Raw genomic sequence first — 23,418 nt, forward strand, 5'->3', positions numbered from 1 at the left:
TACGTGCAGCCACCTCATTTCTTCGCCCCCGCTGCCGCGGCTGCCTTCTTCTGCAAATTCTGCTCTTCTGCATCCAGGTAGCGGAAAGTGCGCGCAGTGGCGTCCATGGTCAGTGCGCCGTCTTTCGCCGGCGCCAGCGCGATATTGTTCAGGGTCACGATGCGCGAGAGGTTGGCGATGTCCGCCGCAAACGCGCCCATGTCGTGATAGCGGCCGGTGACGCGGACGGCGATAGGCAATTCGGCGTAGTAATCCTTGACCAGCACCGCCCCGGGCCGGAACAGTTCAAACTGCAGGCTCCGTCCCAGGCCGGCCTGGTTGATGTCCGACAGCAAAGCGTCCATTTCAGCCTTGCTCGGCAACTGCTTTTCGAGCAACGTCACGTATTGTTGGACCTGCTCGCGCTGCTTTTTCAGCATGTCGAGGTTGGCGGCCAGCACCACCTTCTTTTCGTAGTCGGCGCGCAGCGTCGCTTCCTTGGCACGCTCTGCCTCCAGCATGTCGTTCGAATTGGTGAGCCAGACGAACCACAGCGCCACCAGCACCAACAACGCTATCACCACCAACAGCGCGTAACGCGGCAGCGCGGGCCAGACGGATGGATCGTTGGGGTTCAGGCCGCGGAACTGGTCGCCGAACCGCCGCAGCGATGTGGAGACGTCGATATTCGGAGCGGAGCGTCGTGTCGCCATGGCGCCTATCCTTTCACCGCTGTCGCGGGGGCCGCGGCGGGTATTTCACCACTCGCCGGCTTTTGCGCATCGGTCGGCCGCTTGAGGCCGATCTTCATCGTGAAGTTGGAGACGCGACGTGTATCACGCGGGTTCAACGCGACGGTGCCGGCGGTGATTTCAACCAGTTCCGGCTTGACCAGCCACGGGCTGTTGCCCAGGTTGCGCAGCAGTTCCGAGACGCGCTCGTTGGACTGCGCCACGCCCTGCAAGGTCACGGCCTGGTTGTCCTGCTTCATGTTGACGAGATACACGCCGTCGGGCAGTTGCCGCACCAGTTCATTCATCAGGTGCACCGGCAGGTTGCGGTCGCCCTGCAGGTCTTCCACAGCCTGCTGCCGGGCGCGCAATGCGGCGATTTCGGCTTGCAGCGTGGAGATCTCCTTGATCTCGGCCTCGAGCTTGGTGATCTCGGATTGCAGGTAGGCGTTCTTGTCCTGTTGCGCGGAGATCTGCGCCTCGAGCCAGACGTAGGCCCCGCCGGCGATCAAGCCGCCCGCCAGTGCGGCAGCGCCCAGCGAAGCATAGAAGGTCTCGCGACGCCGCTTTCGCGCCGCCTCCCGGTGAGGGAGCAGATTGATGAGGATCACTGCACGAACCTCCGCATGGCCAGGCCACAGGACGTCAGGTAGGACGGCGCTTCTCGTCGAACCTTCTGTTCGCGGATGCCCGGGCCCATCTCCATGCCGTCGAACGGATTCAGGAGCGAACAGGCAAACGAGGTCTGTCGGGTGACCGCACTGGTCAGGCCCGGCAAGGCGGCCGAGCCACCAGCGAGCAGCACGTAGTCGACACGGTTGTGCGGCGTGCTGGTGAAGAAGAATTGCAAGGCCCGCGCGATTTCCTGCGCGATGCTCGCCACGAAAGGCTTGAGCACGCCAGCACTGTAGTCGTCCGGCAGCTCGCCGCTGCGCTTCTTGGTCTCGGCCTCTTCCGCCGAGAAACCATACTGGCGCACGATCAACTGCGTCAGTTGCGCGCCGCCGAAAGCCTGATCCCGGTCGTACAGCACTTCCTGGTTGCGCAGCACCTGCATGCTGGTGGTATAGGCACCCACCTCGAACAGCGCGACGACCGCATCGCGCCCGTGCGTAGGCAATTGCTCGATGAGGCGCGCTGTCGCCAGGCGGGAGGCATAGGACTCCACGTCCAGGATCATGGCCTTGAGCCCGGCCGCCTCCGCCAGCCCTTGCCGGTCCTGGACCTTCTCCTTGCGCGAAGCGGCAATCAGGACCTCGACATCACCCGCCGACCCCGCGTTCTGGCCGATCACGCAGAAGTCGAGGCTGACTTCGTCCAATGAAAAGGGAATGTATTGATTGGCTTCGGACTCGACCTGGATCTCGAGTTCCTGCTCGCTCATGCCACCCGGCAGGACGATCTTCTTGGTGATCACGGCCGAAGGCGGCAACGCCAGGGCCGCGCTCCTGGTGCGCGTTCCGCTCTTGCGGACCACGCGACGCACCGCTTCGGCCACCTCGTCGAACTTCTCGACGTTGCCATCGGTGATCCATCCACGTTCAAGCGGCTCGATGGCGCAGCGTTCAAGCACCAGCTTTCCGACAGCGTCGCGACCCAACTCAACCAGCTTGACGCTGGACGAACTGACATCCAACCCCAGCAAGGGAGGGGGCTGACGACGAAACAACGATCGCAGTGCAGTCAAGTTGAATCCCCGCCTGTAACGATTGGAAATATTTGCGAGTGGTTGCATGCTAGCAGTAAGCAGCGCAGCCAACCAAGAGCTGAACCTTGAATCAGAAACACTTCGTTGTCAAAAGTAGACGGCAATCGACTCTTCTGCAACTTAGATCACGGGTTGAATACGTGTGTAAGTCGCGCGTATTTCGACCGACCGAAGCGAGGACGCCCTTTTTATAATGTCTGGTTGACTCTGCCACTCTCCATGCCCGAAAAAACAAAAGCCTCCGGGCCCGCCAAGACCGCTTCTCCTCGACCTGGGCGACCCGCCTGGCTCAGGTGGTTGCTGAGATTTTTCCTTTGGACGACTGGCTTTGCGATAGCGGGCATTCTGTCGCTTCTGTTCGTGATTGCTGTCGCACTGGCGGTTGCATATCCTAATCTGCCTGACATCTCCGAACTGGCCGACTACCGGCCGAAGCTGCCGCTGCGTGTATTTTCCTCGGAAGGCATCCAGATTGGCGAGTTTGGCGAAGAGCGTCGAAATCTGACGCCGATCGATACCATTCCAAAGGTCATGAAAGATGCGGTGCTGGCCGCGGAAGATGCCCGTTTCTACAGTCACGGTGGCGTCGACTACAAGGGCATGCTGCGCGCCGCCTTGGCCAACCTCAACCGCGTCAAGAGCCAGGGCGCCTCCACCATCACGATGCAGGTGGCACGCAACGTCTACCTGAGTTCCGAGAAGACGCTGACGCGCAAGGTCTACGAAATCCTCCTGACATTCAAGCTCGAGCACTTGCTCACGAAGGACCAGATCCTCGAGATCTACCTGAACCAGATCTACCTCGGCAACCGCGCGTACGGCTTTGCCGCCGCGTCGGAGGCCTATTTCGGCAAGCCGCTGAAGGACATCACCATCGCCCAGGCCGCGATGCTCGCCGGCCTGCCCAAGGCGCCCGGCGCCAACAATCCGGTCAACAACCCCACGCGCGCCCGCGGCCGCCAGCTCTACGTGATCGATCGCATGGAGGACGCCGGCTTCATCACGGCGGAACAGGCCGACGAAGCCCGCAAGGAAGAACCGCAGTTGCGCGAGGCACAGGACGCGAACCGCCTTCACGCGGAGTACGTGGCCGAAACCGTGCGGCAGCTCATGTACGCCCAGTACGGCGACACGACCTACACGCGTGGCCTCAAGGTCTACACCACGCTGGTGGCAGCCGACCAGGCCGCCGCCTACAAGGCGCTGCGCAAGGGCATCATGGACTACGAGCGGCGCCAGATCTACCGCGGCCCCGAGAAGTTCGTCGACCTGCCCCAGAACCCCAAGGAATTGGACGACGCGGTCGACGACGCCCTCTCCGACCACCCGGACAACGGCGACGTGATGTCGGCCGTGGTCCTCAAGGCCTCCGCCAAGGAAGTGACGGCCGTGCGTGGCAATGGCGAAACCCTGACCATCAGCGGCGAAGGCCTGCGCCCCGCCCAGTCCGGCCTGGCCGACAAGGCAGCGCCCAACATCCGGATCCGCCGCGGCGCGGTGATCCGGATCGCCAAGACACCCAAGAACGCCTGGGAAATCACCCAATTGCCCGAAGTCGAGGGCGCCTTCGTCGCGATGGACCCGCGCGACGGCGCCATCAAGGCCCTGGTCGGCGGATTCGACTTCGACAAGAACAAGTTCAACCATGTGACGCAAGCCTGGCGCCAGCCAGGCTCGAGCTTCAAGCCCTTCATCTACTCGGCAGCGCTCGAAAAGGGCTTCTCGCCGGCCACGGTCATCAACGACGCACCGCTGTTCTTCGACGCCGGCACCACTGGCGGCCAGCCGTGGGAGCCCAAGAACTACGACGGCGGCTTCGAGGGCCCCATGTCCATGCGTCGCGCGCTGATGAAGTCGAAAAACATGGTGTCGATCCGCATCCTGCAGTCGATCGGCACGCACTACGCGCAAGACTGGATCACCAATTTCGGCTTCGACCGCGACAAGCACCCAGCCTACCTGCCGATGGCGCTCGGCGCCGGCTCGGTCACGCCGATGCAGATGGCCACCGGCTATTCGGTCTTTGCCAACGGCGGCTACCGCGTCGCGCCGGCCCTCGTGACGCGCGTGACCGACCACAAGGACAAGGTCCTGGTCGACCGGCAGCCGCCCGTGCTGAACGATTCCATGCGCGCCATTCCGGCGCGCAACGCCTGGATCATGGACAGCCTCCTGCAGTCGGTGGCCAGCGGCGGCACCGCCGCCAAGGCACAGGCCACGCTGAAGCGCAACGACCTCTATGGCAAGACCGGCACCACCAACGACTCGCTCGACGCCTGGTTCGCCGGCTTCCAACCCACCATGACGGCCATCGCCTGGATGGGCTACGACACGCCGCGCAAGCTGGGCGACAAGGAAACCGGCGGCGGCCTGAGCCTGCCGATCTGGATCTCCTTCATGGAAACCGCGCTCAAGGGTGTTCCGGTGACCGAGTTGCCGGCGCCGTCCGGCGTGGTCAATATTGGCAGTGAGTGGTACTTCGACGACTACGCGCCCGGCCGTGCCGTGTCCAGCCTCGGTGTGGACCACGGTGGCTCGGCGTCCGCGCCAGCGGCTGAATCGCTGTCAGGCGCACCTGTTTCGCCGCCAGCGCAGCCGGAAGAACGCAACCGCATCCTCGATCTGTTCCGGAATTGAAGACGGCGCGGTGAGACTGTGACAGGCGTCCGCAGGCCGCGCATTCGCTGCGTGCGCGCCCTGCGGCGGACTACGTCAGAGTCTCCTCAACTCGCTGCATCAAACTGCAGCGATTGGCCCGATTGAGCGGACGCTTCACGAGAGAGGTTGGCAAACAGTTCCTCGCCCGTCTTGGTATCGCGCCAAGCACCATCGACTTGCCGATAGTGATAGCCGCCCGACCGCGCCGCCAGCCAGATCTCCTGCAACGGCGGTTGAAGGTTCACGATCAGCTGGCTCTTGTTCGGGAAGGTGATCGTGATCATCCCGCCCACGCGCTGGTTGTCGATGTCCGCGTCGGTCGCGTCGTTGATGCGGTCGCAGCCCTGTTCGATGGCGGCAAGCGCCGCTTCCGCGCGGTCGAGGTACTCAGGGTCGGTCATTACAATTTCACGATGTTGAAAGTCCCTCAAATTCTAGTGATCGCGCTTGGCCTTTCGTGGGTCGGGGTCGGCATCACCGGCTGCGGCCAACGTGGCGCCCTCTACCTGCCGACCGAGCCGGCCGCCGCAAACCGCGCCACGCTGCCCGAGGTGGTGATCCCGGCCTTGCGCAAGCCCCCGACTGCGGCGCCAGCGCCTGCCCCCGCTCGTACCGGTACCGCGCCCACAGCCACCGACCCCGCCGCAACCGACTCCAACGCAACCGACTCCACCGAAAAGACCACGGAACCCGCCAAGTGAACATCCACCCCCTGCCCGGCCATCCCCATGTCGCTCAACGCGATGGTCAATTGCACGTCGAAGGCGTGTCGCTCGATGCGTTGGCGCGCGAACACGGCACGCCGCTGTTCGTCTATTCGAAGCAGTGGATGCTCGATGCGCTGGCGGCCTACCAGCGCGGCTTTGCCGGTCGCAACGCCCTCGTCTGCTACGCCATGAAGGCGAATTCCTCGCTGGGCGTGCTGCGCGTGTTTGCCGAGGCGGGCTGCGGCTTCGACCTCGTGTCCGGCGGCGACCTGGTGCGTGCGCTGGCGGTCGGGACGGACCCTGCCAAGATCGTGTTCTCCGGCGTCGGCAAGACGCGCGCGGAGATGCGCCAGGGCCTCGCGGCCAACATCGGCTGCTTCAATGTCGAATCAGAAGCCGAACTCGACGTGCTGAACGAGGTGGCCCTGTCGATGGGCAAGCGCGCGCCGATCAGCCTGCGCATCAACCCCAACGTCGATCCGAAGACGCATCCCTACATCTCCACCGGATTGAAGGGCAACAAGTTCGGCATCGCGCACGACCACGCGCCCGCGGCCTACCGGCATGCCGCCTCGCTGCCCGGCCTGGAGGTCGTGGGCATCGACTGCCACATCGGCTCGCAGATCACCGAGGCCTCGCCGTACCTCGACGCCATGGACCGTATCCTGGACCTCGTGGAAGCGGTGGAACGTGACGGCATCCGGCTGCGCCACATCGACTTCGGCGGTGGGCTGGGCATCAACTACCAGGGAGACACGCCGCCAGCGGCGGATGCCCTCTGGCAACGGTTGCTGGCGCGGGTGGATGCGCGTGGCTTCGGCGACCGCAAGTTCATCATCGAGCCCGGTCGCTCCCTGGTTGGCAATGCCGGCGTCTGCGTGACCGAGGTGATCTACACCAAGCCCGGCGAGGACAAGAACTTCTGCATCATCGACGCGGCCATGAACGATCTGCCCCGTCCCGCGATGTACCAGGCCTTCCACGCGATCGTGCCGGTGCATGAGCGCTCGACCGACGCGACGATCTACGACGTGGTCGGCCCCGTGTGCGAGAGCGGCGACTGGATCGGCCGCGACCGCGCACTGGCGGTGGAAGCGGGTGACCTGCTGGCCGTGCTGTCGGCGGGCGCCTATTGCATGAGCATGGCCAGCAACTACAACACGCGGGGCCGCGCTGCCGAGGTGCTGGTCAGTGGCGACAGCGCAAAGCTGATCCGCCGTCGCGAGTCGGTCGAGGACCAACTGCTGAGCGAGACCATTTAGCGCGTTGCAGGTCCGGTTGTCTGCTTCGCCCGGCGCCGGGCGCAACACCATCGGCCCGGCAGAGCCCGATTTCGCGGTGCTTCGAACCGGGACCTGCACCGGCGCGTGTCGTCGCTACCGCTTCGACAGCTGCGGCCGCCCTTGCCCCGCAGGCGTAGCGCTGATCTTCTTGCTCGCGTAGTTCCACACGCGCCACCCCAGCAGCACCGCGATGATCGCGGCATAGATGAACACTTCGTTGAAGTTGTTCTTGCCCGCGCGCATCCAGAAGAAGTGCAGCAGGCCGAGGCCGGAGATCACATAGACCAGCTTGTGCAACAGTTGCCAGCGCTTCGCACCCATCGCCTTGATGGCGCGATTGAAGGACGTGGCGGCCAACGGCGTCAGCAGCAGGAAGCCGGTGAATCCGACCAGGATGAACGGCCGCTTGGCAATGTCCTTCGCGATGTCGCCCAGTTCGAAGCCCATGTCGAACCAGCTGTAGCTCAGCAAGTGCAGCACGACGTAGAAGTACGCGAACAGGCCCAGCATCCGACGAAAGCGCGCGAGCCCGTTCCACTTGGTCATCACGCGCAGCGGCGTCACCGCCAGCACGATGCAGATGAAGCGCAAGGTCCAGTCGCCGTTCGATCGGATCAGGTACTCGGCCGGGTTGGCGCCCAAGCCGTTGGTGAACGCGCCGTAGACCATCCAGGCGAAGGGCAGCAGGCAGAGCAAAAAGACCAGCGGCTTGGCCGCCGGATGCAGCAGCAGCTTGTTCATGGCCGCACGCTCAGTAGTTCTTCTTCAAGTCCATGCCCGCGTAGAGCTGGCCGACCTGGGCTTCATAGCCATTGAACATCTGCGTCTTGGTGCGCTTGGCGAACAGGCCGCCGCCATCGCCGATGCGGCGCTCGGTCGCCTGGCTCCAACGCGGGTGATCGACATTGGGGTTCACGTTCGAGTAAAAGCCGTACTCGTTCGCAGCGGCCTTGTTCCACGCGGTGCTCGGCTCCTTCTCGACGAAGCGGATCTTGACGATCGACTTGGCGCTCTTGAAGCCGTACTTCCATGGCACCACGAGGCGCACCGGCGCGCCGTTCTGGTTCGGAAGCACTTCGCCATACATGCCGAAGGTCAACAGCGTGAGCGGATGCATTGCCTCGTCCATGCGCAGGCCTTCTACATACGGCCAGTCGAGCACGCGAGAGCCGACGAAGGGCATAGTCTTCGGATCGGCCAGCGTCACGAATTCGACGAACTTGGCATTGCCTTGCGGCTCGACCTTCTTGATGAGTTCCGCCAACGAATAGCCGACCCACGGGATCACCATCGACCAGCCCTCGACGCAGCGCAGGCGGTAGATGCGCTCTTCCTGCGCGTTCAGCTTGATCAGGTCCTCGATGCCGTACTTGCCCGGCTTCTTGACCAGGCCTTCGATCTCGACGGTCCACGGCTTGGTCTTGAGCGTGCCGGCGTTCCTGGCCGGATCGGCCTTGTCGGTGCCGAACTCGTAGTAGTTGTTGTAGCTGGTGGCGTCCTTGTAGTCGCTTACCTTCTCGGTGGTCATGGCGCCGGCCACCGAGGACTTGGCGCCGACCAATGCGGCCAGCTTGCCGGGGGCACTCGTTTGCGCCATGGCGTCGCGTGCGGCCCAGGACGAGAGCACCGCGCCTGCCGCGCCGCCGGCCAGCAGCTTGAGCAGGTCGCGCCGGCCCTCGTAGACATCGCGCGGGGTGATTTCGCTCGGAACCGGATGGTTGAATCCGTCTTGACGGCTCTTGATCAGCATGAGTGCCTTTCGCTTGTGTCGTTGTACTCACCGGGTAGTTCGTACCACACGACGAACAGGTTACGCGCCGACGCCCCGATCGGTTTCAACCGTCAACAAATGCCGCCAACGGCACTGGGAGATCCATGCCGGTGCGAAGGTTCCTCAAAGCGTTCCGTAACTGTGCAGGCCGCTCAGGAACATGTTCACGCCCAGGAACGCAAACGTGGTCACGGCCAAGCCGCCCAGCGCCCACCAGGCAGCCACCGTGCCACGCAGCCCCTTGACCAGCCGCATGTGCAGCCAGGCGGCGTAGTTGAGCCAGACGATCAGCGCCCAGGTTTCCTTCGGGTCCCAGCTCCAGTAGCCGCCCCAGGCATCCGCTGCCCAAAGCGCACCCAGCACGGTGGCGATGGTGAAGAACGCGAAGCCGACGGTGATCGACTTGTACATCACGTCGTCCAGCACTTCCGGCGCCGGAAGCCGCGACGCGATGCGCCTGCGCCCCATCAGGATGCCGGCCGCGATCACGGCGGAGATGGCCGCGTAGGCCAGCCAGTAGCTGCCGCCCGCCTCCTGCACGCGCTGGCGGAAAGCCACCGGCACGAAGCAAAGCGCAATGCCGAAGAGCCAGATCGGCGTGAGCTTGTACCAGCGGGTTTCATCGGCCTGCTGCTTGATGAGGTAGGCGAAGGCGACCATCGCAGCCAGCGCGAAGGTGCCGTAGCCGATGAAGTTGGCCGGCACATGCAGCTTCATCCACCAGCTTTGCAGCGCGGGCACCAGCGGCTGGATCTCATGCGCCTGCCGCACCAGCGTGTACCAGAGCAGGAAGCCCACGGCCGCACTGACGACCAACATGACAAAGGCGCCGAGCGAGCGCGTCTTGTAACGCGACTCGAAGAACAGGTAGAACGCGGTCGTGATCCAGCAGAACAGCACGAACACTTCGTAGAGGTTGCTGACCGGGATGTGGCCGATGTCCGGACCGAGTTGATGGCTTTCGTACCAGCGGACCATGGTGCCGATCAGTGCCATCGTCACCGCCGCCCATGCGACGCGGGAGCCGATGAGTTCCATCGCATCGCCCTGCTTTCCGCCGAAGAGGCCCAGCCAATAGAACAGCGTGCTCATGAAGAACAACACGCTCATCCAGAGGATGGCGGACTGGCTCGACAGGAAGTACTTGAGCTGGAACACCGTGTCGGCGCGCGCCAGGTCGCCCTGGTACGACGAGATCGCCAGTAAGGAAGCGGCAGCCACCACCAGCGCCAGCACACGCAGCGGCCGCCAGAACCAGCCGAGCGAAATGCCGGCGATCAGTGCGGCGACGAGGATCGGCTTCTCGTACGAATCCATCGAGGCCGCATAGCGCGAGAACACGAACGCGCCGCCCGCCAGCACCAGCAATGCAAAGACCCAGTCGAACGCGTTGCGGCGTGACAGCCAGCTGTCGTTGAGTGTGAGGGTGGTGGTCGTCATGACACCGTCTCCTTTTTATCTTCAATGGCGAGCAGCCTTGCTTTGAGGTGCTCGAATTCGCGGTCGCTGTCCATGGTCTTGCGATTGACCGAGAACGCCATGGTGGCCGCCGTGTCGCCGGCGCGCACGCCGTCAGGCGTCAGCCAGACCCAGAGCCTGCGCTCACGCACGTACAGCATGGCAAAAATGCCGATGATGAGCAACAAACACCCCAGGTAGACCACGTTCTTGCCGGGCGCGCGCGCGACCTGGAACACGCTGGCCTGCACCTGCTTGAAGTCGGTGAGCATGAGCGCCATCGGTGCCGGATAGAAGGCCGCGTCGCTGATGGCCAGCACCGACTGCGTGAGGAAGGCCTGCGACTTCTGGTCCGGCGGCAGGTCGGCCAGCCCGGCCTTTTCGCGGCTGAGGTTGAGCACCTCGAACAGCACGTCATTCAGGATGCGAACCAGCACCGTGCCGGCGCGCTCGCGCTCGCCCTGCGGCACGTTGACTTCCATGAAGTCCGCGATGGCCTGCCAACCGCCGCTGCGCGGGCTGTCCGGCTTGACGCGCTCGACGCCAGCAAACAGGCCGAGCGCACGCGCAGCGGACACACGCAGTTGCTCCGCCAACTCGGGGCGCTTCGCATCGCCCACGCGGGCGATATAGCGGTCAATCGCCTTCTCGCGGAGGGTGGCATCAGCGAGGGCAGCGCGCATCTGGGTGAAACCGTCCATCGTGCCCTTGTCATCGGCCGGCACACGCAGGTAGCGGAAGGGCTCCTCGGGCTTTTCGCGCACACCCAGCAGGAACACCGGCATGCCATCGCCGGCATCGACCGGCGCCATGTAGTTCTGGAACTCGCGCGCCTGGCCCGAAGCGTCGCGCAGCTTGTAGCTGATGCTCGGGCCGATGTTGCGCAGCGTTTTCGGCTTGTCGGTCTTGTTGGCCGCGCCGAGCCGCGATTGCAGGTCGTGCACGAGGTCGACCTTGCGCACGTCGGCGCCGCTGCCGCTGGTTCCATCCGCGAAGTTCTCGACGTTGATGAGGCGCAGCGCGGTGTATTCGAGCGTGAGCTTCTCGTTGCCGTTGGTGAGTTGCGCGCTGCTGCCGATGGTGCCTTCGATCTCGAAGGGCTTGGCCGCCGCGGCCATCGGCACCGACTTGAGCGTCACGGTGGATCCGCCGTCGTCGAAGCTGGACTGGTAGATCTCGATGCCCTTCCAGCTCGCCGGATGGTTCACCTCGATACGCGCATCCTTCGTCTCGCCGGTCTTGCGATCGTGCAGCACCACTTCGCTGGCGAACAGCTTGGGCATGCCGGTCGAGTAGTAGTCGACGATGAACTTCTTCAGCTCGATCGAGAACGGCAGCTCCTGCAACAGCACGCCGGTCGACTGGTTCAGGATGGCCACGCCGGCTTGCCCGCCCTCGGGCACCAGGATGTTGCCGCGAAAGGTCGGGTTGTCGGGCGACAGCCGATGCTGCTGCGGCACGTCGGCGATCATCCCGCCGCCGGTGTAGACGCTCTTGCCGGCGAACCAGGTCTGCGCCTTGACGATCAGGTCGCCATCGAGCAGGCCGCCGATGCACACCAGCACGATGGCGCTGTGCGCGGCGATGTAGCCCAGCTTGTGCGCGCCGCCGGCGCGCGCCGCCACCATCCAGCCGCCGTCCTTACCTGGCAGCTCGCGCCGCTGCAGCTTGACCTTCCAGCCACCGCCCGAAAGCAGCTGGCCGATCCGGTTGGCCGCCATGTCGGGCGTCTCGCCCAGCACCGTCTCGGCGCGCTGGCCGAAGGCCTTCAGGCTCTGGGCGCGGATGTCTTCCTTGTAGACCTTGAAGTCCGCCAGGATGCGCGGCGTGTTGCGCGCCACGCACAGCGAGGTGCTGATCACCAGGAACAGCAGGATCAGCAGGAACCACCAGGCGCTGTAGACCGAGTCGAGCAGCGCCGCCCGAAACACCTGCGCCCAGAACGGCCCGAACTGGTTGACGTAGTTGCCGACCGGTTCGTGCTGCTTGAGCACGGTGCCGATGATCGAGGCGATGCAGATCACCGTGAGCAGTGCGATGGCAAAGCGCATCGACGACAGCAGCTCCACCGCCGCGCGCAAGGCATGCGAGCCGCGTTTCAGGCGAAGGCCGTGGGTGGAGACGGAGACGGACATGGGGATTGGAAAGCGCTGGTGCCAAAGACTAAGGCGGGCCATCCGGATGGACGGACCCGCCTTGCTTGGGGTTCTCTCTTGCTGTTTGGTTCAGCCGGAATGCGTGATTTCAGCGCAATCCGGCAATGTAATCGGAGACCGCCTTGATCTCGCGATCGTTCAGCTTGGCGGCCACGCCCGTCATCATCGGCGCATTGGTGCGGCCGCCGTCGCGGAAGGCCACGAGCTGCGTGACCAGGTAGTCGGCATGCTGGCCACCCAGGCGCGGGTACTGGGCGGGGATGCCGGCGCCGTTCGGGCTGTGGCAGCCGGCGCAGGCCGGAACCTGGCGATCGGCGATGCCGCCGCGGTAGATGCGCTCGCCCAGTTCGACCGTGTTCTTGTCCTTGGCGAAGCCGGGCTTGGCCGTCTTCGAGCCGACAAACCAGGAGATGTCGCGCATTTCCTGATCGCTCAGCGCCGCGGCCATCGGCGACATGATGGCGCTCTTGCGCTTGCCGGACTTGAATTCTTCCAGCTGCTTGAGGATGTATTCCGGATGTTGCTGTGCCAGCTTGGGATTCGCCGGAACCGCCGAGTTGCCGTCCGCGTTGTGGCACGAGGCGCACGCCTTCGCGTTGTAGGCCGCGTCGCCCTTTGCGAGGTCCGGCTTTGCGGGTTTGGCCGGTGCCGCGGCAGCGGGTGCTGCCGCATGCTCGTCAGCCGCGAAGCTGGAGGTGCCGGTGGCGCCCAGCAGGGCAGCGAGCAGGAAGGGGACGAGCAACTTCATATCGGAGGGTTTGATTCGATTCGTGGGCGCAAAACCCGGTAATTCTACAATGCACCCCCGCTACGAAAGCCCGTTGATGATCTCCCCGCCGCGCAAGCAGGCCCCCATATCCTCGCGTCCGCCTGCCGTGGTCGACCCCGCCAAGGCCGAACGCGGCCGCGTCGCCATGGGTTGGCTGCACACCGCGCACTTCCTCACGAGCGCGCCGCAGCTCGAACATTTGCCCACGCTCGACCTGCCCGAGATCGCCTTCGTGGGCCGTTCCAATGCTGGCAAGTCCACCGCCATCAACACGCTCACGCAGCAGACGCGCCTGGCCTTCGCCTCCAAGACGCCCGGCCGCACGCAGCACATCAACCTGTTCGGCGTCGGCAAGCAGAAGGTGGACGACGCGGTGCTGGCCGACCTGCCCGGCTATGGCTATGCGGCCGTGCCCAAGGAAGCCAAGTTGCGCTGGCAACGCGTGATGGGCAACTACCTCATGACGCGCGAGACGCTGCGCGGCGTGGTGCTGATGTGCGACCCGCGCCACGGCTTGACCGAACTCGACGAGATCCTGCTCGACGTCATCCGCCCGCGGGTGGCCGAGGGGCTGAAGTTCCTGGTGCTGCTGACCAAGGCCGACAAGCTCACCCGCTCCGAGGGCGCCAAGGTGTTGTCGATCACGAAACTGCAGGCCGGCGGCGGCGAGGTGAAGCTGTTCTCGGCGCTGAAGAAACAGGGCGTCGAGGAAGCTGCCGAACTGCTCTGGGACTGGGTGCATCCGGAACCGAGCACGCAGCCAGCGTCCGAATGACTTCCCTCCACATCCGCCCGACCCGTACGGGCGCACTTTTCAATCGATAACACAAGGAACTACACGCATGGTCCAGACCTTCCAGCGCACGCTGCCCAGCGGCATCACCCTCAGCTGCCGCGCCACCGGCGAGCCCGGTCGGCCGTTGATGGTGTTCCTTCACGGCTTTCCGGAGGCGGCGTTCATCTGGGACCCGCTGCTCGAATACTTCGCACAACCCGAGCACGGCGGCTATCGCTGCGTCGCGCCGAACCTGCGCGGCTTCGAGAAATCCAGCGCACCGACCGAGGTGGATGCCTACAAGGCACCCCTGATGATCCAGGACATCGCACAACTGGCCGCCACCGAGAGCGCCGGCGGCCAGATCGACACCTTGGTCGCGCACGATTGGGGCGGTGCCTTCGCCTGGGGCTTTGCCAACGCGTTGCCGGCGCAACTCGGCAAGCTGGTGATCATCAATTCGCCGCACCCCGGCACCTTCGCGCGCGAGCTGACGAACAATCCGGAACAGCAGAAGGCCAGCGCCTACATGAACTTCCTGGCGCACCCCAAGGCCGAGGAAATGCTCGCCGCCGATGACTTCAAGCGCATGTGGCCCTTCTTCCTGCTGATGAAGGCGGGTGCCGATGGCTTCGGCTGGCTCACCGATGCGGTGAAGGACCAGTACCGCGAAGTGTGGAGCGCCGGCCTGACCGGCGCCTGCAACCTCTATCGCGTGACGCCGATGAAGCCCGCCGTGCCCGGCCAGCCAGCGGCGCCGATCCCGACGCTGCCGCGCGAACGGCTCGTCGTCAACGTACCGACTTTCGTGTTCTGGGCGCTCGACGATGCGGCCCTGCTGCCCGGCCTGCTGGAAGGGCTGGAGGACTACGTGCCGAAGCTCGAGATCAAGAAGGTGCCGAATGCGACGCACTGGATCGTGCATGAGCAGCCGGAGAACGTGGCGCGCGAGATCGAGGCGTTCATGCAGCGCCACTGAGCGCCTGCGATGTCAGGTCGATGTGGCTTGGCCAGCTCGACCTGATCCACTGCGCGGCGCAGTCCCGCCCAAGCGGGGGATTCAATAGATCGAAGGCGCGCCCTCCGGCCGCGTCTTGAACCGGCGATGCACCCAGTAGTACTGCGAGGGCATCGTCTCGATGTAGCCGGCCAGCCGCTCGTTCATCAGGGCCGTGTCGGCGACGGCGTCGTCGGTCGGAAAGTCCTTCCATGCGGGCAGCACTTCGATGTCATAGCCCTCCCGGGTGACGCGCGATAGGACCGGTAAGACCTTGGCGCGACCCAGCCGCGAAAAACGGGAGAGCGAGGGCACCGTAGCGGCCGGTACGCCGAAGAAGGGCACGAACACCGACTGGTCGCGCCCGAAGTCCATGTCCGGCAGCAGATAGAGCATGCCGCCTTTGCGCAAGGCAGCCACGATCGGCTTGATGCCGTCGACGCGGTTCAGCGGCTTCACGTTGCCGAAGCGCGCGCGGCTGATGCGAACCCAATCGTCGATCATCGGATTGCGCTGCGTGGTGTAGATGGTGGTCGACTCGCGCGGCGTGCGCATCGTCAGACTCGTGGCGGCCGCGTCCAGGCCATAGAAGTGCGGCGCGAACAGGATCAGCGGGGTGGTGCCATTCAGCACTTCATCGATGTCGGCCGGCGCGCCGACCAGCTTGGTACGGCGTTCCACCACCTCGCGCGGCGCATGCCAGAGCCAGGAGCGATCGAGCCAGGATTGCGCCACGTAGACGAAGGTTTCGCGCGAGATGCGTTGTCGCATCGCTTCCGACTTGTCCGGGAAGCACGCCGCGAGATTCTTGTCGACCACCCGCCGCCGCGGTACCGCGGCGCTGTGCAGGATGCGGCCAAGCACATAGCCGAAACCGCGCAGGAGCGGCAGCGGGACATGCGCCAGCCCCTTCATGAAAACGATGCCCAGGCGCGCGGAAAGACTCATCGGAAAAGCCCTCGCGCTCCGTCCGTCGCGGCTCCCGGCCCCTTCGTCCAATGTCTCATGCGCTCCCCTCATGCGGCTCGGCGCGCGGCTGCTTGTAGCGCGCGTAGTCCCACACGTACTGCCCGGGCAGGCTGCGGATCAGCCCCTCGATGCCCACGTTGAGCGCCGCGGCCGCGGCCTCCGGCTTGGCCTTGCGATCGCTGAACGCCGTGCCATCGAAGGCCTCGAACCGAATCGCATAGCCCCTTCCGCGCGGCAGGCGCTCGCAGACGCCCAGGAACACATGGGCGCCTGTCTGCTGGGCCAGTCGCCCCGGCAAGGTGATCGTGTAGGCAGGCTTCCCGAAGAATGGCGCCCAAGCGCCCTGGCCTTCCGGCGGCACCTGGTCGGGCAGGATGCCGGTGTAGCCGCCGGCCCGCAGCGCGCGCATGAGGCCGCGCACGCCGGCCACCGTGGTCGGCAGGGTCTGCAGTCCGGGTCGGTCGCGCGAGCCGTCCATCAGCCCGGCCATGATTTCCTTGCGCGGCGGCCGGTACAGCGCAGTGATCGGTCCGTGCGAGGCCATGAAGCGCTCGCCGACGGCCTGGCCGAAGAGTTCCCAGCTGCCGATGTGCGGCGTCAGCAGGATGACGCCCTTGCGCTCGTCGAGCGCGGCTTCGAAGGCCTCGATGCCGTCCCAGCGGACCACCTTGGGCAGCACGCTTTCGCCCTGGGGCCGGCACCAGAGCCAAGGCAGTTCGGCCGCCATGGCGCCCGCCGCGCCGATGGCCGGGCGGTACTGCGCGGGCGTGAAGCCGGCATTCTGCGCATTGGCCTTGAAGCGGCGCCGATAGGCGGGCGCGCACCACCACACCAGCCAACCGAGCGCAATGCCGAGCGCATGCATCAACGGCAGCGGCACACGGGCAAGCAATCGGAACAGGAAAGTCATTACAACGAAGGGAGTAGTACCTGACGCGCGCGCAGGTCATAACGCGGCTCGAATAGAATCCAAATTGTCGCTGAGTTAAAGAACTACTTGCAGGGCGACGTTAAACACCACTGCTAAAGCGTTCGCCAGAACTCCCCCGGGTTGGCAACGCGCCAATTGAACCAACTGGAGTTACTCAAATATGGCGAACGACTTTCTCTTCACTTCCGAATCCGTCTCCGAAGGCCATCCCGACAAGGTCGCAGATCAGATCTCGGACGCGATCCTCGACGCGATCTTCGCGCAGGACCCGCGCAGCCGCGTGGCTGCCGAGACGCTGACCAATACCGGTCTCGTGGTACTCGCCGGCGAGATCACCACCAACGCCCACGTCGACTACATCCAGGTCGCGCGCGACACCATAAAGCGCATCGGCTACGACAACACCGACTACGGCATCGACTACAAGGGTTGCGCCGTGATGGTCTGCTACGACAAGCAGTCCAACGACATCGCGCAGGGCGTGGACCACGCGTCGGACGACCACCTCAACACCGGCGCTGGCGACCAGGGCCTGATGTTCGGCTATGCCTGCGACGAGACGCCCGAGCTGATGCCCGCGCCGATCTACTACGCGCACCGCCTCGTGGAGCGCCAGGCGCAACTGCGCAAGGACGGCCGACTGCCCTTCCTGCGCCCGGACGCCAAGAGCCAGGTCACGATGCGCTACGTCGACGGCAAGCCGCACAGCATCGACACCGTGGTGCTCTCCACGCAGCACAGCCCCGACCAGAGCGAAACGCCGACGAAGATGAAGGCCTCGTTCAACGAAGCCATCATCGAGGAGATCATCAAGCCCGTGCTGCCGAAGGAATGGCTGAAGGACACGCGCTACCTGATCAACCCGACCGGCCGCTTCGTCATCGGCGGCCCGCAAGGCGACTGCGGCCTGACCGGTCGCAAGATCATCGTCGACACCTACGGCGGCGCCTGCCCGCACGGCGGCGGAGCGTTCTCGGGCAAGGACCCGTCGAAGGTGGACCGCTCGGCCGCCTATGCAGCGCGCTACGTGGCCAAGAACATCGTCGCTGCCGGCCTGGCGCGCCAGTGCCAGATCCAGGTCGCCTACGCGATCGGCGTGGCCCAGCCGATGAACATCACGGTCTACACCGAAGGCACCGGCGTGATCCCCGACGATGCGATCGCGGCGCTCGTGCGCGAGCATTTCGACCTGCGCCCGAAGGGCATCATCCAGATGCTCGACCTGCTGCGCCCGATCTACCAGAAGACCGCCGCCTATGGGCACTTCGGCCGCGAAGAGCCTGAGTTCACCTGGGAGTCGACCAAGGCCGCGGCCACGCTGCGGGCTGCGGCTGGACTGAAAGGTTCGGCGGCAGTTGCGAAGCAACTTGCCGACGCTTCGGCGTAGTCAAGGCACGAAGGCCGCAGAACCTTGCGGCGTACCGCGGGCTGGAAAGGCCCGCCGGGAAATGCAACGCAACGCTGAAGCTCGGCTCCACGAAGCTTCGGCGCGGCGCGCTCCACTGCCGGGAGCGTCGCGCCGCTGGGTCAGAAGCGGTAGCTTGCCCCCGCCCCCACCAGCCAGGTTCGGCCCGGCGCGGGCTCGTAGTACCGCGCATTGCCTTCGTTGACGATGACCGAACCGATGTAGCGACGGTCGAACAGGTTGTCGATGCGCGCAAAGGCATTGAGTTCCCAGTTCGCCAGGCGCTTCACGTAGCCCGCGTACAGCGAAGCGATCGCGTAGCCAGGCGCCTTCGCGGTGTTTGCATCGTTGGCCTGGATGTCCCCCAATGCGCGCATCTCGATGCCGCCGCGCCAGCCCTGTTCCGGCACATAGCCGAACGACGCATAGAGTGACTGCTGTGCAATTCCCGGAATGCGATTGCCCGAGCGCACGATGTTCGGCACAGTGCAAGGCGACGACGCGCAGAAGCCGTCGCTGTACCGCGCGTTGAGCCAGGTGTAGGCGACCTGCGTGCGCCAGTGGCTTTGGGTCTCGTGGAACCAGCTCAGCTCGAAGCCGTCGCGCTTGGTGTCACCGGCATTCTGGTAGGTGGCGCGACCACCGACGTTGGTGGCCGTCACGATTTCGTCGGAGGTGCGCGTCTCGAACAGGGCCGCCGTCAGGAGTCCGCCGCCGAGCCGCGCCTTGGCGCCGATCTCGACGCTCTTGTTGACCGCCGGCTGCAGCGCGAAGTTGAGTCCTCCGCGCCCGTCCGGACGATAGGACAGTTCGTTCAGCGTCGGCGTCTCGAAGCCCCGGCCCGCAGTGATGTAGAGGTTCAGGTCCTTGGTCGCTGCGTAGCGCAACGCCATCACCGGCAAGGTCTTGCTGTAGTCCGCGGCCCCGCTGTCGTCGCCATTGCCGCGGGCAATGTAGTGGTCGGACGAGTTGAAACGCACGCTGCTGTGGCGGACGCCGGCTTCCAGCGTCCAGCGCTCGGACAGGTGCAAGGTGCCCTGCACATACGGGTCGACGTTGTAGACCTCGTTGGTCTCATTGCGCCTCAAGCGCCCCTGCACGCCCAGGATCGGTGCGGTGACGCTGCCGAGGTAGTTCTCGTAGCCGCGGCGCTTTTCTCGCAGGGTGTCGTACGCCAGCCCGGTCACGATCTCCAGCGGCATCGCGGCGAGCTGTGTACGCGCCGTCCAGCGGGCGTCGAGGCCGCTGTAGTTGCGCGACAAGTCGATCACGCCGCCGGACTGCTGGGGATTGACTTGCGCGCTGGGCGGGATGGCCTGGAACTGCGTGGTCTCGCGCTGCCCCCCGTAGACCATCAGCCGCAGGTCGTTGTTGGCGTTGACGCGCCGTTCGTAAAGCAGACCGCCCTGCGTCTGGTTCACGGACTTGCGCGTGTCGTACTGGTCCGCAAGCGCGGCACCGCGAGGATTGGCGGCGGCCTGGGCAGCGGTGAGTCCCAGCGGGTCCTGCGCATGCATCTGCACGCTGTTGAGGATCACGGTGAGGCGGCTGTCGCTGTCGAGTTGGATGCCGAGCTTGGCGTTCTCGATGCTGCGGCGCGCCTCGCTGTGGTCGCGGTAGCCATCGGTGTGGAAGTAGCTGCCGCTGAGCAAATAGTCGACGGCGCCGCTGGAGCCGGATGCCTTGACGCTTTGGCGCAAGGTGCCGAAGCTGCCGCCAGCGAGCGAGTAGTCGATCCGGGGTGCGCCCTGGCCACGCTCGGTGAACACCTGGAGCACGCCGCCCGAGGAATTGCCGTAGAGCGCCGAGAACGGCCCGCGGAGCACCTCGACACGGTCGGCCGAGCCGATGTCGATGTTCGACGTCTGACCTTGGCCGTCCGGGAGCGTGGCCGGAATGCCATCGACATACAAGCGAACGCCGCGCACGCCGAAGGTCGAACGCGCGCCGAAGCCTCGGATCGAGATCTGCAGGTCCTGCGCATAGTTCTGGCGGTTCTGCACCTGGAGGCCCGGCACCGAGCCGAGGCTTTCCGACAGGTTGACCTGCAGGCGCGCATTGCGCATGTCCTCGCCCTCGACGCGGTCGACCGATCCGGCAGCGTCGAAGGGCCTGACTTGGCCAGTGGGGGTCGTGACGGTGATTTCCTTGAGGGCTGCCGGCGCGGCTTCCTGCGCGTGAACCTGCGTCACCCAGGGCGCAACGAATACCAGGGGAAGGGCAAAGGTGTGCAGATGTTTCATTGGCTGGATTGTCCGGCGATGTGGGCAGTTCGCACCTTCTCGCGAACCCGCGGCGGCCTGCGCGAAAGAGTGCAACAGACCAAAAATCTCCAGGTAATCGGGAACAGTTGGCACTGACCTACAGGCACATAGGACTTACAGCCAATGGCTTGCGCGGGAGGCGAGGATTACGCTATCGCAAAGCCATCGAGATACAGACATGCTGACGGTCGCCCAGAAAGCCAACATTCTTCGCAACGCGGGAATTCCTGTTCCGCCTGCGCCCGGCGAGGATCTGCCAGATTGTGGAAATCCGGCGAAGGCGCAAGCCGCCGACGCTTGGGCGGCGGCGGTGAACGTGGTGTTCGTGACTTATGCGGCCGCGCGTGCGGCCAAGAGTTTGCGGGATGCCGAAGAAGCGCGACAGTTGCAGATGCTGCGGCAGCTTTCAGCCGGCTTCACACACGCCAGGCGTCCAGCACCCCGGGCCTGAAGGACGGCGCTTGAAGTACAAGACGGGGCAGTCGCCCCGTTTTTATTTGCTCTTGGAGATTCGCACCAAGCTGCTGCGCTGCTTCTGCAGCGCATCGAGCTGCGCCAATTGCGCCTTGCAATCTGACGAGGCCGCAACCAGCACAAAGGGACTGCGCCGCAGCGACGTGATCGTCTTTTCGACGGCAACCGTGTCCCGGTTGGTGGAAACCAGGCCTGCGCTCACCGCGGCCCTGGACTGGTGGTAGAAGCGGCGCTCGAAAGCGGGCGTGCCGCAGCGCGCGGCGATGACGCGGTAGTCCGCTTCCTGTTGTTCTCCACTGACCGACGATCCCGTCGCCAAAGCCATGGACGGGCATGCGCCTGCCATGCCCAGTGCGGCGATGGACAGGATCGACCCGATTGCGTTACGCGTACTCAAATTGCCTCCGTTGCATGCGCCTCCGTGCGCTCGTCAGATGGTAAGCCCGTCTTGCGCGGTGCCGGGATCAGCCGTGTGAGGTATTGCCCGCAGACGCGCAACGCGTGGGTGACTTGTTTCTCGAAAAGGCGCGGCGACGCGTCAGCCTCAGCGAAAGGGAAGGCATTCCCACGGAAGAAGCTGCACATGATCCCGCGATGCTGACTCGGCGCCTCGAACGCTGCATAGCGGGGCAATGGATGGGGCCAAAGACGGCTCTGTCTTGCCCCGCATCGGCGTTACCGCACAGGCTCGCGACAGCTCTACCTGAGCGATGTCGTCGCCACGGACCTGGAAGGCATCGATGAAGCGCAGGCCCCGGAAACGCGCAACGCCTTCACGCGCAAGCCATCGGACGTTATCTTCGAGCGCATGAACAACACCCTGCGCCACCTCTCCCTCATCGCCACGCTCGTCGCCACCCTGGGCGCGACGCACGTGCAGGCCGCCGAACTCTCGCCCGCACAGGCGACGCAGTACGCCCAGGCCAGCTTCCGCGAGTATTTCGAGTTGCTCGCACTGCCCAACGACGCCATCGTGCCGGCCGACATTCGCAAGAACGTCGAGTGGCTCGAAGCCGCCTTCCGCAAGCGCGGCTTCACGACGCAACAGTTGCCCAACGACGGCAAGCCGATGCTCTTCGCCGAATGGCCCGGCGCCGACCCGGGCCGCAAGACCGTGCTCTTCTACATGCACCTTGACGGCCAACCGGTGATCGCCGAGCAATGGCAGCAGAAGAGCCCGTGGGTGCCCGTGCTCAAGCGCAAGAACGCCAAGGGCGATTGGGAAGAGATTGATTCGGCGCCGCTTTTCAGCGGCCCGGTGGACCCGGAATGGCGCGTGTTCGGCCGCTCGTCGGCGGATGACAAGGCGCCGATCATGATGTTCCTGGCCGCCATTGACGCGCTGAAGGCCAGCGGCGACAAGCCCGGCGTCAACGTCAAGGTGGTGCTCGACAGCGAAGAGGAAAAAGGCTCGCCCTCGATCGGCAAGGTGATGCTCGCGCACCGCGACCTGCTGCGCAACGACGCCATCGTCATCCACGACGGCCCGATGCATGCCACCAACCGGCCCACGCTGATCTTCGGCAACCGCGGTGCCGCCATGGCACGGCTCACCGTGTACGGCGCAAAGGTGTCGCTGCACAGTGGCCACTACGGCAACTACTCGCCCAACCCGGCGCAGCGCCTGGCCACCTTGCTGGCCTCGATGAAGGACGAGCAAGGCCGCGTCACCGTGCAGGGCTACTACGACCACGTGAAGCTCGGCGATGCGGAGCGCAAGATCATGGCCGCCGTGCCCGACGACGAAGGCGCACTGAAAAAGCGCCTCGGCATCGCCAAGACCGATGCCGTCGGCGCCAACTACCAGGAGGCGATGCAGTACCCCTCGCTCAACGTGCGCGGCATGCAGTCGGCGGCGGTGGGCGACAAGGCGGCCAACATCGTGCCCGACACGGCGGTCGCCGAGATCGACGTGCGCACCACGCCCGACTCCACCGCGGCCTACCTCGGCAAGCTGGTCGAGGCGCACATCCAGAAGCAGGGCTACCACATCGTCAAGGGCAAGCCCACCGACGAGGACCGCGCACGCTACGACAAGCTGGCCAGCTTCGACATGCAGACCGAAGGCGGTGACGCGGCCGGCACGCCGATGGACTCCGCCGTGGGCCAATGGGCCTACACCGCGATGGTCGATGCCTTCGGCGCCAAGCCCGAGCCGGTGCGCATCCGCATGATGGGCGGCACCGTGCCGACGGCCGAGATCGTGGAGGCGCTGAAGGTGCCCTTCGCGATCGTGCCGCTGGTCAATGCCGACAACAACCAGCACGCCAGCAACGAGAACATGCGCATGGGCAACTACATCGATGGCACGCGAACGATCTACAGCCTGATCACGCATCCGTTCACGGCGCGATAGGTCGGGGGCGGGACGTTTCTCGACATA

Annotated in this window: 21 protein-coding genes; 8 read left to right on the forward strand and 13 right to left on the reverse strand. The window is 65.0% G+C overall.

Features of this window, described 5'->3' with window-relative positions:
* Positions 1-14: 14 nt before the first annotated feature.
* The 3 genes from WKW82_RS07825 to WKW82_RS07835 are packed head-to-tail and all read right to left on the reverse strand — an operon-like array spanning position 15 to position 2,397.
* Positions 15-692: a type IV pilus inner membrane component PilO gene (locus tag WKW82_RS07825; protein WP_340341701.1), complete on the reverse strand. Its 678-nt coding sequence runs from the start codon at positions 690-692 to the stop codon at positions 15-17.
* Positions 693-697: 5 nt separating this feature from the next.
* Positions 698-1,321: a PilN domain-containing protein gene (locus WKW82_RS07830; protein WP_340341702.1), complete on the reverse strand. Its 624-nt coding sequence runs from the start codon at positions 1,319-1,321 to the stop codon at positions 698-700.
* Positions 1,318-2,397 carry a pilus assembly protein PilM gene (locus WKW82_RS07835; protein WP_340341703.1) on the reverse strand — a complete coding sequence of 360 codons (1,080 nt, stop codon included), beginning with the start codon at positions 2,395-2,397 and terminating at the stop codon, positions 1,318-1,320. The genes WKW82_RS07830 and WKW82_RS07835 overlap by 4 nt, the downstream gene beginning before the upstream one ends.
* Before the next feature lie 240 nt (positions 2,398-2,637).
* Between WKW82_RS07835 and WKW82_RS07840 the strand changes: the two genes are divergently transcribed.
* Positions 2,638-5,055 (forward strand): penicillin-binding protein 1A, encoded by a 2,418-nt coding sequence (locus WKW82_RS07840; RefSeq protein WP_340341981.1) that lies wholly within the window; start codon positions 2,638-2,640, stop codon positions 5,053-5,055.
* Between the two features lie 86 nt (positions 5,056-5,141).
* On the opposite strand, the gene cyaY is transcribed toward WKW82_RS07840, so the two are convergent.
* Positions 5,142-5,477 carry an iron donor protein CyaY gene (gene cyaY, locus WKW82_RS07845; protein WP_340341704.1) on the reverse strand — a complete coding sequence of 112 codons (336 nt, stop codon included), beginning with the start codon at positions 5,475-5,477 and terminating at the stop codon, positions 5,142-5,144.
* A gap of 12 nt (positions 5,478-5,489) precedes the next feature.
* Between cyaY and lptM the strand changes: the two genes are divergently transcribed.
* Positions 5,490-5,777: an LPS translocon maturation chaperone LptM gene (gene lptM / locus WKW82_RS07850; protein WP_340341705.1), complete on the forward strand. Its 288-nt coding sequence runs from the start codon at positions 5,490-5,492 to the stop codon at positions 5,775-5,777.
* Positions 5,774-7,045 (forward strand): diaminopimelate decarboxylase, encoded by a 1,272-nt coding sequence (lysA, locus tag WKW82_RS07855; protein WP_340341706.1) that lies wholly within the window; start codon positions 5,774-5,776, stop codon positions 7,043-7,045. Before lptM ends, lysA begins: the two co-directional genes overlap by 4 nt.
* Before the next feature lie 114 nt (positions 7,046-7,159).
* Here lysA and WKW82_RS07860 read toward each other — a convergent pair whose 3' ends face one another.
* From WKW82_RS07860 to WKW82_RS07880, 5 genes are all read right to left on the reverse strand, one after another.
* Entirely contained in the window at positions 7,160-7,807 is a 648-nt protein-coding gene (locus tag WKW82_RS07860) for a protein-methionine-sulfoxide reductase heme-binding subunit MsrQ (RefSeq protein ID WP_340341707.1), read from the reverse strand.
* A 10-nt stretch (positions 7,808-7,817) separates the two neighbouring features.
* Entirely contained in the window at positions 7,818-8,816 is a 999-nt protein-coding gene (gene msrP / locus WKW82_RS07865; protein WP_340341708.1) for a protein-methionine-sulfoxide reductase catalytic subunit MsrP, read from the reverse strand.
* 144 nt (positions 8,817-8,960) lie between these two features.
* Positions 8,961-10,277, reverse strand: coding sequence for a c-type cytochrome biogenesis protein CcsB (gene ccsB / locus WKW82_RS07870; protein WP_340341709.1), 1,317 nt, complete (start codon positions 10,275-10,277; stop codon positions 8,961-8,963).
* Positions 10,274-12,430 (reverse strand): cytochrome c biogenesis protein ResB, encoded by a 2,157-nt coding sequence (locus WKW82_RS07875; RefSeq protein WP_340341710.1) that lies wholly within the window; start codon positions 12,428-12,430, stop codon positions 10,274-10,276. The genes ccsB and WKW82_RS07875 overlap by 4 nt, the downstream gene beginning before the upstream one ends.
* Before the next feature lie 109 nt (positions 12,431-12,539).
* The gene (locus WKW82_RS07880) at positions 12,540-13,199 is read right to left on the reverse strand and encodes a c-type cytochrome (protein WP_340341711.1); all 660 of its coding nucleotides are present in this window, start codon (positions 13,197-13,199) and stop codon (positions 12,540-12,542) included.
* Between the two features lie 76 nt (positions 13,200-13,275).
* Here WKW82_RS07880 and yihA point away from each other — a divergent pair, with 76 nt between their 5' ends.
* Positions 13,276-13,995, forward strand: coding sequence for a ribosome biogenesis GTP-binding protein YihA/YsxC (yihA, locus tag WKW82_RS07885; RefSeq protein ID WP_422823445.1), 720 nt, complete (start codon positions 13,276-13,278; stop codon positions 13,993-13,995).
* 67 nt (positions 13,996-14,062) lie between these two features.
* Complete coding sequence (locus WKW82_RS07890) at positions 14,063-14,974, forward strand: alpha/beta fold hydrolase (RefSeq protein WP_340341713.1); 912 nt, start codon at positions 14,063-14,065, stop codon at positions 14,972-14,974.
* A gap of 81 nt (positions 14,975-15,055) precedes the next feature.
* On the opposite strand, the gene WKW82_RS07895 is transcribed toward WKW82_RS07890, so the two are convergent.
* Complete coding sequence (locus WKW82_RS07895; RefSeq protein ID WP_340341714.1) at positions 15,056-15,940, reverse strand: lysophospholipid acyltransferase family protein; 885 nt, start codon at positions 15,938-15,940, stop codon at positions 15,056-15,058.
* Between the two features lie 55 nt (positions 15,941-15,995).
* Positions 15,996-16,871 carry a lysophospholipid acyltransferase family protein gene (locus WKW82_RS07900; RefSeq protein ID WP_340341715.1) on the reverse strand — a complete coding sequence of 292 codons (876 nt, stop codon included), beginning with the start codon at positions 16,869-16,871 and terminating at the stop codon, positions 15,996-15,998.
* Positions 16,872-17,052: 181 nt separating this feature from the next.
* Here WKW82_RS07900 and metK point away from each other — a divergent pair, with 181 nt between their 5' ends.
* A complete protein-coding gene (gene metK, locus WKW82_RS07905; protein ID WP_340341716.1) occupies positions 17,053-18,279 on the forward strand; it encodes a methionine adenosyltransferase in 1,227 nt (408 codons plus the stop codon).
* A gap of 140 nt (positions 18,280-18,419) precedes the next feature.
* Here metK and WKW82_RS07910 read toward each other — a convergent pair whose 3' ends face one another.
* Entirely contained in the window at positions 18,420-20,540 is a 2,121-nt protein-coding gene (locus WKW82_RS07910; protein ID WP_340341717.1) for a TonB-dependent receptor domain-containing protein, read from the reverse strand.
* A 199-nt stretch (positions 20,541-20,739) separates the two neighbouring features.
* Here WKW82_RS07910 and WKW82_RS07915 point away from each other — a divergent pair, with 199 nt between their 5' ends.
* The gene (locus WKW82_RS07915) at positions 20,740-21,012 is read left to right on the forward strand and encodes a hypothetical protein (protein WP_340341718.1); all 273 of its coding nucleotides are present in this window, start codon (positions 20,740-20,742) and stop codon (positions 21,010-21,012) included.
* Between the two features lie 42 nt (positions 21,013-21,054).
* Here WKW82_RS07915 and WKW82_RS07920 read toward each other — a convergent pair whose 3' ends face one another.
* Positions 21,055-21,432, reverse strand: coding sequence for a hypothetical protein (locus WKW82_RS07920; RefSeq protein ID WP_340341719.1), 378 nt, complete (start codon positions 21,430-21,432; stop codon positions 21,055-21,057).
* 411 nt (positions 21,433-21,843) lie between these two features.
* On the opposite strand from WKW82_RS07920, the gene WKW82_RS07925 reads away from it, so the two are divergent.
* Positions 21,844-23,391, forward strand: a complete 1,548-nt coding sequence (locus WKW82_RS07925; protein WP_340341720.1) for a M20/M25/M40 family metallo-hydrolase — start codon at positions 21,844-21,846, stop codon at positions 23,389-23,391.
* Positions 23,392-23,418 lie beyond the last annotated feature (27 nt).

Origin of the sequence: Variovorax rhizosphaerae, from assembly GCF_037889975.1 — a bacterium.
Taxonomy (GTDB): Bacteria; Pseudomonadota; Gammaproteobacteria; order Burkholderiales; family Burkholderiaceae_C; genus Variovorax; species Variovorax rhizosphaerae.

What these genes read in the sequence shown, in the direction of transcription:
- ccsB (WP_340341709.1), bottom strand. Translation starts at nt 10,277, where the DNA reads ATGACGACCACCACCCTCACACTCAACGACAGCTGGCTGTCACGCCGC.
- WKW82_RS07925 (WP_340341720.1), top strand. Translation starts at nt 21,844, where the DNA reads ATGAACAACACCCTGCGCCACCTCTCCCTCATCGCCACGCTCGTCGCC.
- WKW82_RS07890 (WP_340341713.1), top strand. Translation starts at nt 14,063, where the DNA reads ATGGTCCAGACCTTCCAGCGCACGCTGCCCAGCGGCATCACCCTCAGC.
- WKW82_RS07840 (WP_340341981.1), top strand. Translation starts at nt 2,638, where the DNA reads ATGCCCGAAAAAACAAAAGCCTCCGGGCCCGCCAAGACCGCTTCTCCT.
- WKW82_RS07875 (WP_340341710.1), bottom strand. Translation starts at nt 12,430, where the DNA reads ATGTCCGTCTCCGTCTCCACCCACGGCCTTCGCCTGAAACGCGGCTCG.
- lptM (WP_340341705.1), top strand. Translation starts at nt 5,490, where the DNA reads ATGTTGAAAGTCCCTCAAATTCTAGTGATCGCGCTTGGCCTTTCGTGG.
- WKW82_RS07915 (WP_340341718.1), top strand. Translation starts at nt 20,740, where the DNA reads ATGCTGACGGTCGCCCAGAAAGCCAACATTCTTCGCAACGCGGGAATT.
- WKW82_RS07910 (WP_340341717.1), bottom strand. Translation starts at nt 20,540, where the DNA reads ATGAAACATCTGCACACCTTTGCCCTTCCCCTGGTATTCGTTGCGCCC.
- metK (WP_340341716.1), top strand. Translation starts at nt 17,053, where the DNA reads ATGGCGAACGACTTTCTCTTCACTTCCGAATCCGTCTCCGAAGGCCAT.
- WKW82_RS07880 (WP_340341711.1), bottom strand. Translation starts at nt 13,199, where the DNA reads ATGAAGTTGCTCGTCCCCTTCCTGCTCGCTGCCCTGCTGGGCGCCACC.
- yihA (WP_422823445.1), top strand. Translation starts at nt 13,276, where the DNA reads ATGATCTCCCCGCCGCGCAAGCAGGCCCCCATATCCTCGCGTCCGCCT.
- WKW82_RS07825 (WP_340341701.1), bottom strand. Translation starts at nt 692, where the DNA reads ATGGCGACACGACGCTCCGCTCCGAATATCGACGTCTCCACATCGCTG.
- msrP (WP_340341708.1), bottom strand. Translation starts at nt 8,816, where the DNA reads ATGCTGATCAAGAGCCGTCAAGACGGATTCAACCATCCGGTTCCGAGC.
- WKW82_RS07900 (WP_340341715.1), bottom strand. Translation starts at nt 16,871, where the DNA reads ATGACTTTCCTGTTCCGATTGCTTGCCCGTGTGCCGCTGCCGTTGATG.
- WKW82_RS07895 (WP_340341714.1), bottom strand. Translation starts at nt 15,940, where the DNA reads ATGAGTCTTTCCGCGCGCCTGGGCATCGTTTTCATGAAGGGGCTGGCG.
- WKW82_RS07860 (WP_340341707.1), bottom strand. Translation starts at nt 7,807, where the DNA reads ATGAACAAGCTGCTGCTGCATCCGGCGGCCAAGCCGCTGGTCTTTTTG.
- cyaY (WP_340341704.1), bottom strand. Translation starts at nt 5,477, where the DNA reads ATGACCGACCCTGAGTACCTCGACCGCGCGGAAGCGGCGCTTGCCGCC.